Annotated in this window: 13 protein-coding genes and 2 pseudogenes; 10 read left to right on the top strand and 5 right to left on the bottom strand. The window is 72.0% G+C overall.

Features of this window, described 5'->3' with window-relative positions:
• Position 1: 1 nt before the first annotated feature.
• Complete coding sequence (locus ABT245_RS09020; protein WP_351730628.1) at positions 2-517, bottom strand: DUF6879 family protein; 516 nt, start codon at positions 515-517, stop codon at positions 2-4.
• Entirely contained in the window at positions 492-743 is a 252-nt protein-coding gene (locus ABT245_RS09015) for a hypothetical protein (RefSeq protein WP_351730626.1), read from the bottom strand. Before ABT245_RS09015 ends, ABT245_RS09020 begins: the two co-directional genes overlap by 26 nt.
• Before the next feature lie 271 nt (positions 744-1,014).
• Here ABT245_RS09015 and ABT245_RS09010 point away from each other — a divergent pair, with 271 nt between their 5' ends.
• A complete protein-coding gene (locus ABT245_RS09010; RefSeq protein WP_351730624.1) occupies positions 1,015-1,257 on the top strand; it encodes a DUF397 domain-containing protein in 243 nt (80 codons plus the stop codon).
• 128 nt (positions 1,258-1,385) lie between these two features.
• Complete coding sequence (locus ABT245_RS09005) at positions 1,386-2,210, top strand: JmjC domain-containing protein (RefSeq protein WP_351730622.1); 825 nt, start codon at positions 1,386-1,388, stop codon at positions 2,208-2,210.
• A gap of 345 nt (positions 2,211-2,555) precedes the next feature.
• Here ABT245_RS09005 and ABT245_RS09000 read toward each other — a convergent pair whose 3' ends face one another.
• Positions 2,556-2,894 (bottom strand): hypothetical protein, encoded by a 339-nt coding sequence (locus ABT245_RS09000; protein ID WP_351730620.1) that lies wholly within the window; start codon positions 2,892-2,894, stop codon positions 2,556-2,558.
• Positions 2,895-2,960: 66 nt separating this feature from the next.
• Here ABT245_RS09000 and ABT245_RS08995 point away from each other — a divergent pair.
• The 3 genes and pseudogenes from ABT245_RS08995 to ABT245_RS08985 all read left to right on the top strand — a co-directional run.
• Positions 2,961-3,311 (top strand): annotated as a pseudogene (locus ABT245_RS08995) (DUF6879 family protein); the annotation flags it as partial.
• Positions 3,311-3,475 carry a DUF6879 family protein gene (locus tag ABT245_RS08990; protein ID WP_351730720.1) on the top strand — a complete coding sequence of 55 codons (165 nt, stop codon included), beginning with the start codon at positions 3,311-3,313 and terminating at the stop codon, positions 3,473-3,475. The pseudogene ABT245_RS08995 and the gene ABT245_RS08990, both read left to right, overlap by 1 nt.
• A gap of 221 nt (positions 3,476-3,696) precedes the next feature.
• Positions 3,697-4,164, top strand: a pseudogene (locus ABT245_RS08985) (molybdopterin oxidoreductase family protein); the annotation flags it as partial.
• Here ABT245_RS08985 and ABT245_RS08980 read toward each other — a convergent pair.
• Positions 4,124-4,582, bottom strand: a complete 459-nt coding sequence (locus ABT245_RS08980) for a gamma-glutamylcyclotransferase family protein (RefSeq protein ID WP_351730617.1) — start codon at positions 4,580-4,582, stop codon at positions 4,124-4,126. The pseudogene ABT245_RS08985 and the gene ABT245_RS08980 sit on opposite strands and share 41 nt — an antisense overlap.
• A 357-nt stretch (positions 4,583-4,939) precedes the next feature.
• Between ABT245_RS08980 and ABT245_RS08975 the strand changes: the two genes are divergently transcribed.
• Together ABT245_RS08975 and ABT245_RS08970 are read left to right on the top strand one after the other, a co-directional pair.
• Entirely contained in the window at positions 4,940-5,506 is a 567-nt protein-coding gene (locus ABT245_RS08975) for a GVDTG sorting domain-containing protein (protein ID WP_351730615.1), read from the top strand.
• Between the two features lie 143 nt (positions 5,507-5,649).
• A complete protein-coding gene (locus ABT245_RS08970) occupies positions 5,650-6,267 on the top strand; it encodes a class F sortase (RefSeq protein WP_351730613.1) in 618 nt (205 codons plus the stop codon).
• A 30-nt stretch (positions 6,268-6,297) separates the two neighbouring features.
• On the opposite strand, the gene ABT245_RS08965 is transcribed toward ABT245_RS08970, so the two are convergent.
• Positions 6,298-7,080, bottom strand: a complete 783-nt coding sequence (locus ABT245_RS08965) for a sulfite exporter TauE/SafE family protein (RefSeq protein ID WP_351730611.1) — start codon at positions 7,078-7,080, stop codon at positions 6,298-6,300.
• A gap of 394 nt (positions 7,081-7,474) precedes the next feature.
• Between ABT245_RS08965 and ABT245_RS08960 the strand changes: the two genes are divergently transcribed.
• The 3 genes from ABT245_RS08960 to nirD are packed head-to-tail and all read left to right on the top strand — an operon-like array spanning position 7,475 to position 11,804.
• Positions 7,475-8,818 (top strand): NAD(P)/FAD-dependent oxidoreductase, encoded by a 1,344-nt coding sequence (locus ABT245_RS08960; RefSeq protein WP_351730609.1) that lies wholly within the window; start codon positions 7,475-7,477, stop codon positions 8,816-8,818.
• A complete protein-coding gene (nirB, locus tag ABT245_RS08955) occupies positions 8,818-11,457 on the top strand; it encodes a nitrite reductase large subunit NirB (RefSeq protein WP_351730606.1) in 2,640 nt (879 codons plus the stop codon). Before ABT245_RS08960 ends, nirB begins: the two co-directional genes overlap by 1 nt.
• Complete coding sequence (gene nirD, locus ABT245_RS08950) at positions 11,454-11,804, top strand: nitrite reductase small subunit NirD (RefSeq protein ID WP_351730603.1); 351 nt, start codon at positions 11,454-11,456, stop codon at positions 11,802-11,804. Before nirB ends, nirD begins: the two co-directional genes overlap by 4 nt.
• Positions 11,805-11,851: the final 47 nt, after the last annotated feature.

Below are 11,851 nucleotides of genomic sequence, written 5' to 3'. Positions count from 1 at the left end.
GTTACTTGACCTCGTACTGGTCGTGCGGGACGGCCCGCTCCCAGATCCGTTCGAACGCAGCCGCGTGCTGGTCGACCACGGCAGGCTCGTCGCACAGTTCCTTGCTGATCCACTCGCCGTCACCGGAGAAGTGGTGAACGCGCATCAGACGCCCGTCAAAGATCCACAGGTCGCTGCCGGGCACGAGCAGGTCCCATGCCTGACTCCGGGGCAGCCAGCGCACATGCTCGCCGGCCTCCAGATTGGCGCGGGTCTGGTAGTGCTCCCAGCGGATGTAGTCGGTGACCGGTTCGGAGATGATCCGGGCGCGGCGGATGGTTACGCCGCGGTCTACTGCGTTGGCGATGTCCTGGTGGAAGGGACGCCACCAGGAAGCCCTGTCGTCCCAGTCGACACGCCCGCCGTCCTGCCACGCCTCGAAGCGGGGGTTGCTGTAGTAGGCGTCCCGCATCTCCAGGTGGACGGCCGACTTCGTGGTCGCGGCGAGGAGTTCAGCGAACTCCGGGATCGAGTTCATCGCAGGCCTTTCGGAGGATCGGGATCATGCGGGCCGGGATCCTGATGACGGTTTCCCCGGGTGGGATGGGCGCCCGGGCCGGGGACAGAGCGTCGCAGGCCGCGGTCGTCTCCTCGTCGGCTCGGTAGCTCTGGACCAGCAGGTCTTCCGTATCCGGGTCCACCCAGACGGTGGGGCATCCGTCCTCGTCCGTCTCGGGGTCGATCCCGACGAAGTGAATGGTCATTGGTGGCTCGCCTCCCGCGCTGGTCGGTTGCAGCGATTTACACCACCGTCTTGCCTACGAATCACGCGGTCAAGAGTACGTATCGGCCACGGCCTGTGGCTACAACTGCCGTGTAATCCGGTGCAACTCCGTTGCCGGGTCCCTGAAGGAGTTCCTACCGTCGGCGGGTGAAGGACCCCCGCCCCGCTCAGCCCCGTACGGGGTGAGCGCCGAGGTGGGTGCATCACGGCACGGAGACCGTTTCTCCGACCAGGATCACCGGAGGTCAGCCATGGCCAGGACCAACCTGTACGAGTTGCCCGCAGCCGCCGACGCCCCCGCACGCACGTGGTGCGGAGGCAACCTCGGCGGCGACAACGAGACGTGCGTGACCACCACCCAACTGGCCGGTACGGACGCGTTCGCCGTCACCGACTCCAAGCCCGAGGGCTCCGGGCGCGAGCTGCGCATGACCGGCTCGGAGCTGGACACGTTCGCCGTCCACTGGGCCCGCGCCCGGGGTCTGACGCTCTAGCCTGACCGCCCACTTCACCGCACACCACGGGCCGCCCCGCATCGGCGGGTCGGCCCGTCCGGAGGACGCATGACCTGCCCCCGCAGGAGCTGGCCGGTCCTCTGGCCGACTGGCCCACCGAGCCCCGCGTGTACGCGCGCGGGCGCACGGCACTCGACAGCATCGTCACCGTCCGCTCCCTGCACGAGTGGATCGACACGGGATGCGTCCCAGCCGCCGAGGTCGCGGTCATGAAGGCCGGCCCCTCCAACCGGGAGGCCTTCAAAACCGACGGGCGTACCGACCCCGTCAAACTCCGCACGCTCTACGCGGACGGCCACACCATCCGTCTGGGCAACCTCCAGCGCGTCATCCCGGCCTTCGCGACCATGTCCAAGGCCATCCAGCGGGAGACCGGCTACAGCAACTACGTCCACGCCTTCCTCACCCCGGCCGGTGAACAGGGACTGCTGCACCACTGGGACCAGCAGATGGCGCTCATCGCACAAATCGCCGGCACCAAGACATGGCAGCTGTGGAAACCGGTGCACGAAGCCCCCATGCGCGAGTACCAGGAGTCGTTCCGGGTCTGGCAGCCCGACTTCATCCCCGCCTGGGAGGCTGCCGGGCCCGACCTGTCCATCGACCTTGAGGCCGGGCAGACCCTGCTGTTACCGAGAGGCTGGGTGCACAACCCGCACGTCCTGGGTCACACCGAGGACAGCGTCCACCTCACCTGTGCCATCCGCGAGCGCACCCCCTTGTGGCTCGCGGAAAAGCTCGTGGCCCGCGCGATCGAAGAACCAGATTTCCGGCGCGTCATCGCGCCCCGCGACCTGCTGGGCCCCACACTCACCGACCAACTGGACGAGACCGTCCAAGCGCTCAGGAAGTACCTCGACGGACTGGACCCGGCCGAGACCGCCGATCTCGTCCGTAAGGCGGCGCTGCACGAACTGGAGTACACCACCTGACCACCCCCATGTCGCCCCGCTCGCCCGTCACCCCCATGCGTACCGCGGGCACACTGCTCAGGACCGGTCCTGCCGCGGTCCGCTCCAGCCCCGGCGCTGCCGCCAGCCCACCTTGGTGAGCGCGTCCGTAGCAATCTGGGCTGCGTGCCGGGACAGGGCTCGTGGCGGGTTCCGATACGCGGCAGGGTCGGCGGTCCCAGGCCACCATAGACAGGCCGGTGCGGCTCGGCCTCCGCAGGGCGAGTGGTTCAGTGGTGGGGGTCGCCCACACAGCCCCGGCACACCCAGCGGCGCATGAGGCAGCAGAACCGGCCAGACCGTCCCGGAGGGCGTGAGACGGTCCCCTCATCGGCACAGAGACGTGCGGCTTCGCCGGCGAGCTTCGTGCGTTCTCCGCAAGCCGGGCGAACGCTCGCAGGTGAACTGCTCAAAAGGCCACATGGCGCCTTCCCCGGAGGCACCGGCCGGGATGATGCCCAGCGACACGGGTGGCAAGGTCATCACGGCAAGCAGGTGGCCGAGCTGTCTGGCGTCCAGACATACGAACGCCGTCGCGATCACCGCGCGGGCCCTCGGATCCGTACTGCTGACGGCGGTGCCCATACGCGCCGTGACGAGGGGCAGCAGATCCTCCTGGAACCGCAGTCGCATGCACGACGCCGAAGCCCTGAGCCAGATGCGCATGCCCGACTAAGGAGACCTGCATCGAGGTCCCCAAGTCCTCGATCACGGTCCTGCTGGAGGAAGACAGTGGACCTGATCACCCCCGCGCAGCGTGACGAGCTGTTCAACCAGTTCGAACGCGATGCCTTCCACCTGGAGTTGAGGGACGACTACGGGTCACCCATCGAGGACACGCCCTACGTCCGTTGGAAGAGGGGCGAGCCCGACGACTACGCCTGGACGACGCTGATGAAGCGCGTCACGGGCGAAGGCAAGATGGTGCGTCGCGTCCGTGTGGTCACCGAGCCGCACAGCCAGTACGTCATCTGGGAGCACTCGCTCACCCACCTCAACATCGAGATGGGCGAAGACATCCGCTGGCTGCCGCGACACCTGCTGCCCGAGGGGATCGCCTTCCCCGTACAAGGGAACGACTGGTGGCTGTACGACGATCGCCTTCTCGCCGTCGGCCACTTCGACCCCGGGGGGGGCGAGTGCTCGGGTCTGAGATCATCGAGGACCCTGACGCTGTGGCCGAGTGCATCCGCGTGCGCGACCTGCTCTGGGCCGTCGCCGTCCCACACGCCGAGTACAAGCCCTGACACATCAGGGTACGCCGGGTACGCCGGGTGCGGCGAGCACGACGACCACGGCGGGTACGGCGGGTACGGCGGGTACGGCGGGTACGGCGACCACAAGGGCTACGCCGACTCCCACTGCCACCTCGACCACAACGGCCACGACAACCCCCACGGCCGCGTCGAGTAGCGTGACCGCGGTCACCGGTGCTGCGGCGGAGGCGGGCCTGCCCGGTCCGGCGCGGGTCCACCCTGGTACTCCTCGGCTGTTTCTCGATCGGTTCGGTACCGCGGACGGCCGGGCCCGGTTCGTGCCCGTGTCGTATCGGCTGGCCGCCGAGGAGCCGGACGCCGAGTATCCGGTGCTGCTGACCACCGGGCGGGTCGTGGCGCAGTACCAGTCCGGCGCCCAGACCCGGCGGGTGGCCGAGTTGAACGCCGCCGCGCCCGGCCCGTACGTCGAACTGCACCCGCGGCTCGCGGCACGGCTGGGCGCGGCCGACGGCGACCCGCTGGCGGTGGTGTCCCGGCGCGGGCGCGCCGTGGCCCCCGCGCGGATCACGACCGCCATCCGGCCGGACACGGTGTTCATGCCGTTCCACTGGCCCGGCGAGGGCCGCGCGAACACGCTCACCAACCCGGCGCTCGACCCCACCTCACGCATGCCGGAGTTCAAGGTCTGCGCGGTACGTGTGGAGCGCGCGGAGCGCTGACGTCCCGGGCCGGCCAAGCGCCGTCCGCGATCAGCCGGCCGTGGGTCCGCAGCCGGGCGGCGACCGCCGGTGCGGCCAGGTACACCCAGGCGCGGACGGTGCTGCCGTCGCCGCGCAGGACGTCCCGGTCGACGCGTTCGTAGAGGCTGCGCGGGTCGCCCGGGACGTACTCCTCCAACCGGTCCAGTTCGACGAGGAGCCGCCGGTAGTCCTCGGGCCGCGCGGTGACCAGGTCGCCGTGCACGACTCCGGCCGGTTCCGCGACGGCGTACGGGTAGCCGGGGCCGTCGTACAGCACCGCACCGGTCAGGCGGCCGGGCTCCGCCACGGCGGTACGGCCCCGAAGGTACCGGTCGTGATGGCGGGCACCGGGGCGGAGGGTGCCGTAGACGAAGAACGGGAGCGCAGGGGACGTCACGGCAACGATTCTCCATCCCCCGCGCCCCCTGCCACCGCCCCGCGTGCCGCCGCCCTGGGCCCTGGCAGACCGCGGGGCCGGGCGCCGGCCGAGTGCGTCACCCGTTCTCACGCCCTGGGCGGGCCGCCGTTCGGGTGCTCTTCCGGTGTGGCGCGGCGCACGCCCTTGACCTGCCGGAACACAGGCCCCAGCGGGGGGCGCCCGGGGCCCGTACAACACCCGTTCACCGCATTTCTGACGGTATTTCAGGAAGCGGGGCGCCTCGGGCGGGCTTTACCTCGGTAGGGCAGGGACACGACCGACTCGGCGGCACAGGGGGTGTCGCGGGTCGTGGCCCCTGGGACGCGAGGGAGCACGATGCGACGCACAGCCCGCACGCTGACCGGTACCGCGCTCGCCGTCGCGGCAGCGGGTCTCGCCACCACGCCCGCCCACGGTGCCCGCCCCACCGACGCGGCGGCACACCCGCGCGACGCGCCGGGCGCCGCGGCGGCGGCCGGCAGCCTGGAGGTGTACCCGTCCACCGCGATCCCGGGCGGGCAGGTCACGGTGAACACCAAGGCGTGCGGCGGCACCGCGGCGGGCGACGCCACCGCGGTCGGCGCCGGCACCTTCACCCTGGCGCCCAGCGCCCACGAGGGCGACGCGATCGGCCAGTTCCGGGTGCCGCCGAGCGCGCAGCCGGGGACGTACGAGATCGTCGCCCGGTGCGCCGACGGCGACCGGCAGGTGACGGGCGATCTCATGGTGACGCTGTCCGGGGCGCACGGGCAGGTGCAACCGCACGGCAGCGTGAAGACGGGGGTCGGCGGCGCGCTCGGCTCCGACCCCGTACAGACCGCGGCAGGCGTGGCGGCCCTGGCTGTCGCCGCCGCGGGCGGTACCTGGCTCCTGCATCGCCGGGCGAGAGGCGACGGGATCTGACGGACACCCTCCGCTGTCCGTCCGCCGGTACCGCATCCCCTCCCCCTCCGGGTCCGACGCCCCTCGCGGCCCGGAGGGGGGTACGGGGTTTCCGTACCCGGGGTTCCGGGAGGCCCGGGGCTCCGGGAGGCCGGGAGGTTGGTATGCGCAGGATCGGGGACACCGCGATAGCCGCGGTCACCGTGGTCGCCTTCGGCTCCGGCGTCTGGCTGCTGGGCACCGCCCAACTGTCGGCGCCGCCGCAGCCCGCCGCCGCGGAGAGCCGCCCGGATCCGGCCGAGGAGCGGCTCACGGCGCCCGCGCTGCCGCCGTCCCCGCCCACCCGGATCCGTATCCCCTCCATCCGGGTCGACGCCCCGATGACGGGCCTCGGCCTGACGCCGTCCGGCAGCCTCGACGCACCGCCGACCGGGAACAAGAACCTGGCCGGCTGGTACGAGGCCGGCACCGCACCCGGCGAGAAGGGCACCGCGATCGTCGCCGGACACGTCGACACCGCCGAGGGCCCGGCCGTCTTCTACGCCCTCGGCGCGGTGAAACGGGGCGCCACCGTGGAACTGGACCGGCGGGACGGCAGCGTGGCGGTGTTCACCGTGGACGCGGTCGAGGTGTACCGGGCGAGCGACTTCCCCGACGAGACGGTGTACGGCGCCGCCGAGCGGCCCGAGCTGCGCGTCATCACCTGCGGCGGGGGCTACTCGAAGTCCACCGGCTACCAGGGCAACGTGGTGGTTTTCGCCCATCTGACCGGCAGCCGCTGAGCCGCTGGCGGCCGACAGGCACCCGGCTGTTCACGCCAGCCACTGCTGGTACGCCAGGTTCGCCACCAGCGCGAACACCACCGTCAGCAGCACCACCCGGACAAAGCCACTGCCCCGCTTCAGCGCGGTACGCGCACCGAGCATGCCGCCCGCCAGATTGAACACCGCCAACAGCAGGGCGAGCCGCCACAGCACCGCCCCCTGCCAGGCGAAGGTGACGAGCGCGCCCGCGTTGGTGCAGCAGTTGACGATCTTGGCGGTGGCGGAGGCGGTGACCAGGTCGAGGTGGAGGACCGCGGTGAGGGCGAGGACGAGGAAGGTGCCGGTGCCCGGTCCGATCAGGCCGTCGTAGAAGCCGATGCCGAGGCCGGCCAGGCCGATGGCCGCGAGGATCCGGCGTGGGGAGGCGGGGCCGGGGGACGGGGCGGTGCCGAAGGCCGGGCGCAGGATCACGAAGGCCGCGACGGCGAGCAGCACCACCATGATCACCGGCTTGAGCACGTCGGTGCTCATCCCGGCCGCGAAGAACGCCCCGGTCGAGGAGCCCGCGAGCGCGGCGAGACCGATACGGACGGCGGTGCGCACGTCCACGGGTGCCCGGCGGGCGTAGGTCACCGCCGCGCCCGTGGTGCCGACGATGGCGACCGCCTTGTTGGTGCCGAGGGCGGTGGCCGCGGGGGTGCCTGCGGGCAGGCCGAGCAGCAGCACCGGAAGCAGCAGGAGGCCGCCGCCGCCCACCACCGCGTCGATCCAGCCGGCCGCGAGGGCGGCCAGGCAGAGCAGGACGAGGACGGTCAGCGCTATGTCGGGCATGATCGTGACCCTACGGGAGGGAGGGGGTGCGCGGTCCACCCACCTGAGCCACCGCCTCCCGGCGGGGGCGGCGGTCGTCTTTCGGGTGCGGCAGCGTCGTGGTTTGTCGCGCAGTTCCCCGCGCCCCTGTGACTATCGCGCGCACCGGCCGTCAGATGGGTGCCGCGCAGACACGCCACCTTCTCCCCCGCCCGCCGCCGGCCACAGCCCCGCCCCCACTCCTCTGGCCCGCCGCCTGCCAGGACACGCGCCCCTCGTCACCAGCCCGCCGCCCGCCGCACTCCGCTCCCCCACCGGCCCTCACACCGGCGGGGCGGTGGGGCTGAGGGCAGCGTTCCTCGGGGGAAACAGGGGGGATGCCGCCGGGAAACGTCCGCGTCGCACGCTGCGTTGCATGACCTCGGACACGCGTGTGGTGGTGATCGGCGCCGGCCTCGCGGGCGAACGGCTCGCCCGTCGGCTCGCCGAGCTGGGCGCGTCCGCGCTGCTCGTCGGCGAGGAGGAGCACCGCCCGTACAACCGGGTCCTGCTCGCGGAGGTGCTGGCCGGCCGGTACGACCCCGAGGTGATCGCCCTGCCGGCGCCCGCGCGTCTCGTACGCGCCCGGGTCACCGGCATCGACCGCGCCGCGCGGCTGGTGCGCTGCGCGGACGGTTCGCAGATCGCATACGACACCCTCGTCCTGGCCACCGGCTCCAACCCCGTCCTGCCGCCGCTGCGCGGCCTGTTCGGGGCGGGCGGGCACGAACTGCCCGAGGGCGTGCACGCGTTCCGCACCATGGACGACTGCCTGGGCCTGGCCAAGGCGCTGCGGCCGGGCGTGCGGGCGGTGGTCGTCGGCGGCGGGCTGCTCGGCGTATCGGCGGCCCGTGCGCTCGCCGTGCGCGGCGCCCAGGTGGTCCTCGCCCAGCAGGCCGAACGGCTCATGGAGCGCCAGCTCGACCCGAACGCCTCACGGCTCGTGCTGCGCCACCTGACGGACCTGGGCGTCGAGGTGCACACCGAGTGCCGGGTGCGCGACGTGCACTCGACCGACCGCGCCACTCACTCAACCGACCGCACCATCCGCTCGACCGACGGCACCATCCGCTCGGCCAGCAGCACCATCCGCTCGACCGACCGCACCACTCACTCAACCGACCGCACCATCCGCTCGACCGGCGGCGCCGTCCGCTCCGTCGAGTTGGCCGACGGGTATGTCCTGGACGCCGATCTCGTGGTTCTCGCCTGCGGGGTGCGTCCGCGCGTGGGGCTCGCCGCGGGCGCGGGTCTCGCCGTCCGCCGGGGCATCCTCGTCGACGACGAACTGCGCACGTCCGACCCGCACATCCGTGCCGTCGGCGACTGCGTCCAGCACGCCGGCACAGTGTACGGTCTGGCCGCCCCGGCCCTCGAACAGGCCGACGCGCTGGCCGGGTTGCTCACCGGACGGCCCGGCTCGAAGTACACCGGCACCCGTTCGCTGACCCGGCTCACCCTGGCCGGGGACGGCTCGCCCTTCGACCTGGCCGCGTTCGGCGAGACCGAGCCACGCCCCGGCGACGACGTCGTACAGCTCGCCGACGCCACCCGCGGCACCTACCGCAAGGTCGTCGTCCGTGACGACCGCCTGGTCGGCGGGGTCCTGGTCGGCGAACTCGGCACCGTCGGCACACTCGCCCGCGCCTGGGAGGGAGCGGAGCCGCTCCCCGACGACGGCCCGCTGCTCCATCTGCTCACCAACGACGGAGGCTCCTGATGTCCACGACCGCACCCGGTGGGGACCGCCCCCGCCCCACGATCGTGCTCGTCGGCCACGGCATGGTCGGCCAGCGCTTCCTCGAAGCGCTCGCCGAGCGCGGCCTGACCGCCACACACCGCGTGGTCGTGCTGTGCGAAGAGCCGCGTCCGGCCTACGACCGGGTCCGGCTCACCTCGTACTTCTCGGGGCGTACGCCCGAGGAACTGTCCCTGACCGACAGGGAGTTCATCGCCGGCCACGGCATCGAACTGCACGTGGGCGACCCGGCGCGGAGCATCGACCGGGCGGCCCGCACGGTCACGGCCCGCTCCGGACTGACGGTCGGCTACGACGTCCTCGTCCTGGCCACCGGCTCCTACCCCTTCGTCCCGCCCGTCCCGGGCAAGGACGCCGAGGGCTGCTTCGTCTACCGCACCATCGAGGACCTGCTCGCCATCGAGGCGTACGCGACGTCGCGGGCGACGACGGGTGCGGTGGTCGGCGGCGGGCTGCTCGGCCTGGAGGCCGCGGGCGCGCTCAAGGGTCTCGGACTCACCAGTCACATCGTGGAGTTCGCGCCGCGGCTGATGCCGGTGCAGGTCGACGAGGGCGGCGGCGCCGCGCTGCTGCGCACCATCGAGGACATGGGTCTGGCCGTGCACACCGGCGTGGGCACGCAGGAGATCGTCGTCGGCGCGGACGGCGCCGTCACCGGCATGAAACTGTCCGACGGCTCCGAACTCGCCACGGACCTGGTGGTGTTCAGCGCCGGTGTGCGGCCCCGCGACCAGCTCGCCCGGGACGCGGGCCTCGCGGTCGGCGAGCGCGGCGGGATCGCCGTGGACGAGCGGTGCCGCACCGTCACCGACCGGCAGGTGTTCGCGATCGGCGAGTGCGCGCAGGCCGTCGACGGCCGGGTGTACGGCCTGGTCGCGCCGGGCTACGAACAGGCGACGACGGCCGCCGCCGCCATCGCCGAGGACGACTCGGAGCACCTGGCCTTCACCGGCGCCGACCTGTCGACCAAGCTGAAGCTGCTCGGCGTGGACGTGGCGTCCTTCGGCGATGCGCACGGCACGGCCGCGGACTGCCTGGACGTCGTCTACTCCGACTCCCGGTCCGGGCTGTACAAGAAGCTGGTCGTCGGCCGCGACGGCACGCTGCTCGGCGGCATCCTGGTCGGCGACGCGGAGGCGTACGGCACGCTGCGCGCACTGACCGGCACGGTACCGCCCGTCCCGCCGGAGCGTCTGGTGCTGCCGGCCGACGCGGCGGCCCCGGCCGCGCTCGGCCCGTCCGCGCTGCCCGACGAGGCGGTGATCTGCTCCTGCCACAACGTCACCAAGGGCACGATCCGCGGCGCGGTCACCGAACACTCCTGTACCAGCGTGGCCGAGGTGAAGAAGTGCACCCGGGCCGGTACGGGCTGCGGCAGCTGCGTCAAGGTGCTCGGCCAGTTGGTCACCGCCGAGTTGGAGGCGAGCGGCGTCGAGGTCGACAAGGGCCTGTGCGGCTGCTTCGCCCGAACCCGCGAGGAGCTGTACGAGATCGTCCTCGCGCTGCGCATCACCTCCTACCGGGAGCTGCTGGACCGCTACGGCCGCGAGGCGGCCCGGGGCGGCGACGGCTGCGAGACCTGCAAGCCCACGGTCGCCTCGATCACCGCCTCCCTCGCGCCCAGCATCGGCGCGGACGGCTATGTCCTGGACGGCGAGCAGGCGGCGCTCCAGGACACCAACGACCACTTCCTCGCCAACCTCCAGAAGAACGGCTCGTACTCGGTCGTGCCGCGCGTCCCCGGCGGTGAGATCACCCCGGAGAAACTGATCGTGATCGGCGAGATCGCCCGCGACTTCGGCCTCTATACAAAGATCACCGGAGGACAGCGCATCGACATGTTCGGCGCGCGCGTCGAACAACTGCCGCTGATCTGGACCCGGTTGGTGGACGCCGGCTTCGAGTCGGGGCACGCGTACGGCAAGGCGCTGCGCACGGTGAAGTCCTGCGTCGGCCGGACCTGGTGCCGCTACGGCGTCCAGGACTCCGTCCGCATGGCAATCGACCTGGAGCTGCGCTACCGAGGGCTGCGCTCGCCGCACAAGCTGAAGTCCGCGGTGTCCGGGTGCGCCCGCGAATGCGCCGAGGCCCAGTCGAAGGACTTCGGTGTCATCGCCACCGCGGGCGGCTGGAACCTCTATGTCGGCGGCAACGGCGGCGCGATGCCGCGCCACGCGGACCTGCTCGCACAGGACCTGAGCGACGCCGAACTGATCCGGCTGATCGACCGTTTCCTGATGTTCTACATCCGCACGGCCGACCGTCTGGAGCGCACCAGCGTGTGGCTCGATCGGATCCCGGGCGGCCTGGACCACGTACGGGAGGTGGTCGTGCACGACTGTCTCGGCATCTGCGCGGAACTGGAGTCCCTGATGGCGGACCACGTGGCGCACTACCGCGACGAGTGGGCGGAGACCATCAACAACCCGGAGAAGCTGGCCCGGTTCGTGTCCTTCATGAACGCCCCGGACACCCCCGACCCGGTCGTCGGCTTCGTCCCGGAACGCGACCAGATCAAGCCCGATCTGCCGCTGCTGTCCATCGGCATACGGCGCACACCGGCACCGGAAGACGCCCTGGAAGGAAGCTCCCCGCGATGACCCTGGCACCGGAGACGACCGATCTGAAGGTCCAACTGCGGCTGGCGAAGGACTGGTTCACGGTCTGCGACATCAGCCTGCTCACCCCGGGCCGCGGGGTGGCGGCGCTGCTGCCCGACGGCCGCCAGGTGGCCGTCTTCCGCGACCGGGCGGGCCGGCTGTACGGCATCGACAACCGTGATCCGTTCGGCGGCGCGGCCGTCCTCTCCCGCGGCTTGACCGGCAGCCACGAGGGACGCCCCTTCGTCGCCTCCCCCCTGCTGAAGCAGCGCTTCGACCTGACCTCCGGGCAGTGCCTGGACGACACGTCGGTACGGGTGACGACGTACGAGGTACGCACCGCGTAACGGCCAGGCCCCGGGTTCCCCACGGGGCGTGACGTACGAGGTACACA

This window comes from Streptomyces sp. NPDC001508, assembly GCF_040298665.1.
Taxonomy (GTDB): Bacteria; Actinomycetota; Actinomycetes; order Streptomycetales; family Streptomycetaceae; genus Streptomyces.
This window is presented reverse-complemented; position numbering and strand designations above follow the sequence as displayed.

Excerpts from the sequence above, each read along its gene's own strand:
- nirD (WP_351730603.1), top strand. The coding sequence starts at position 11,454 with ATGACCCTGGCACCGGAGACGACCGATCTGAAGGTCCAACTGCGGCTG.
- ABT245_RS09000 (WP_351730620.1), bottom strand. The coding sequence starts at position 2,894 with ATGCGCATCTGGCTCAGGGCTTCGGCGTCGTGCATGCGACTGCGGTTC.
- nirB (WP_351730606.1), top strand. The coding sequence starts at position 8,818 with ATGTCCACGACCGCACCCGGTGGGGACCGCCCCCGCCCCACGATCGTG.
- ABT245_RS08960 (WP_351730609.1), top strand. The coding sequence starts at position 7,475 with ATGACCTCGGACACGCGTGTGGTGGTGATCGGCGCCGGCCTCGCGGGC.
- ABT245_RS09020 (WP_351730628.1), bottom strand. The coding sequence starts at position 517 with ATGAACTCGATCCCGGAGTTCGCTGAACTCCTCGCCGCGACCACGAAG.
- ABT245_RS08965 (WP_351730611.1), bottom strand. The coding sequence starts at position 7,080 with ATGCCCGACATAGCGCTGACCGTCCTCGTCCTGCTCTGCCTGGCCGCC.
- ABT245_RS08975 (WP_351730615.1), top strand. The coding sequence starts at position 4,940 with ATGCGACGCACAGCCCGCACGCTGACCGGTACCGCGCTCGCCGTCGCG.
- ABT245_RS09015 (WP_351730626.1), bottom strand. The coding sequence starts at position 743 with ATGACCATTCACTTCGTCGGGATCGACCCCGAGACGGACGAGGACGGA.
- ABT245_RS09010 (WP_351730624.1), top strand. The coding sequence starts at position 1,015 with ATGGCCAGGACCAACCTGTACGAGTTGCCCGCAGCCGCCGACGCCCCC.
- ABT245_RS08970 (WP_351730613.1), top strand. The coding sequence starts at position 5,650 with ATGCGCAGGATCGGGGACACCGCGATAGCCGCGGTCACCGTGGTCGCC.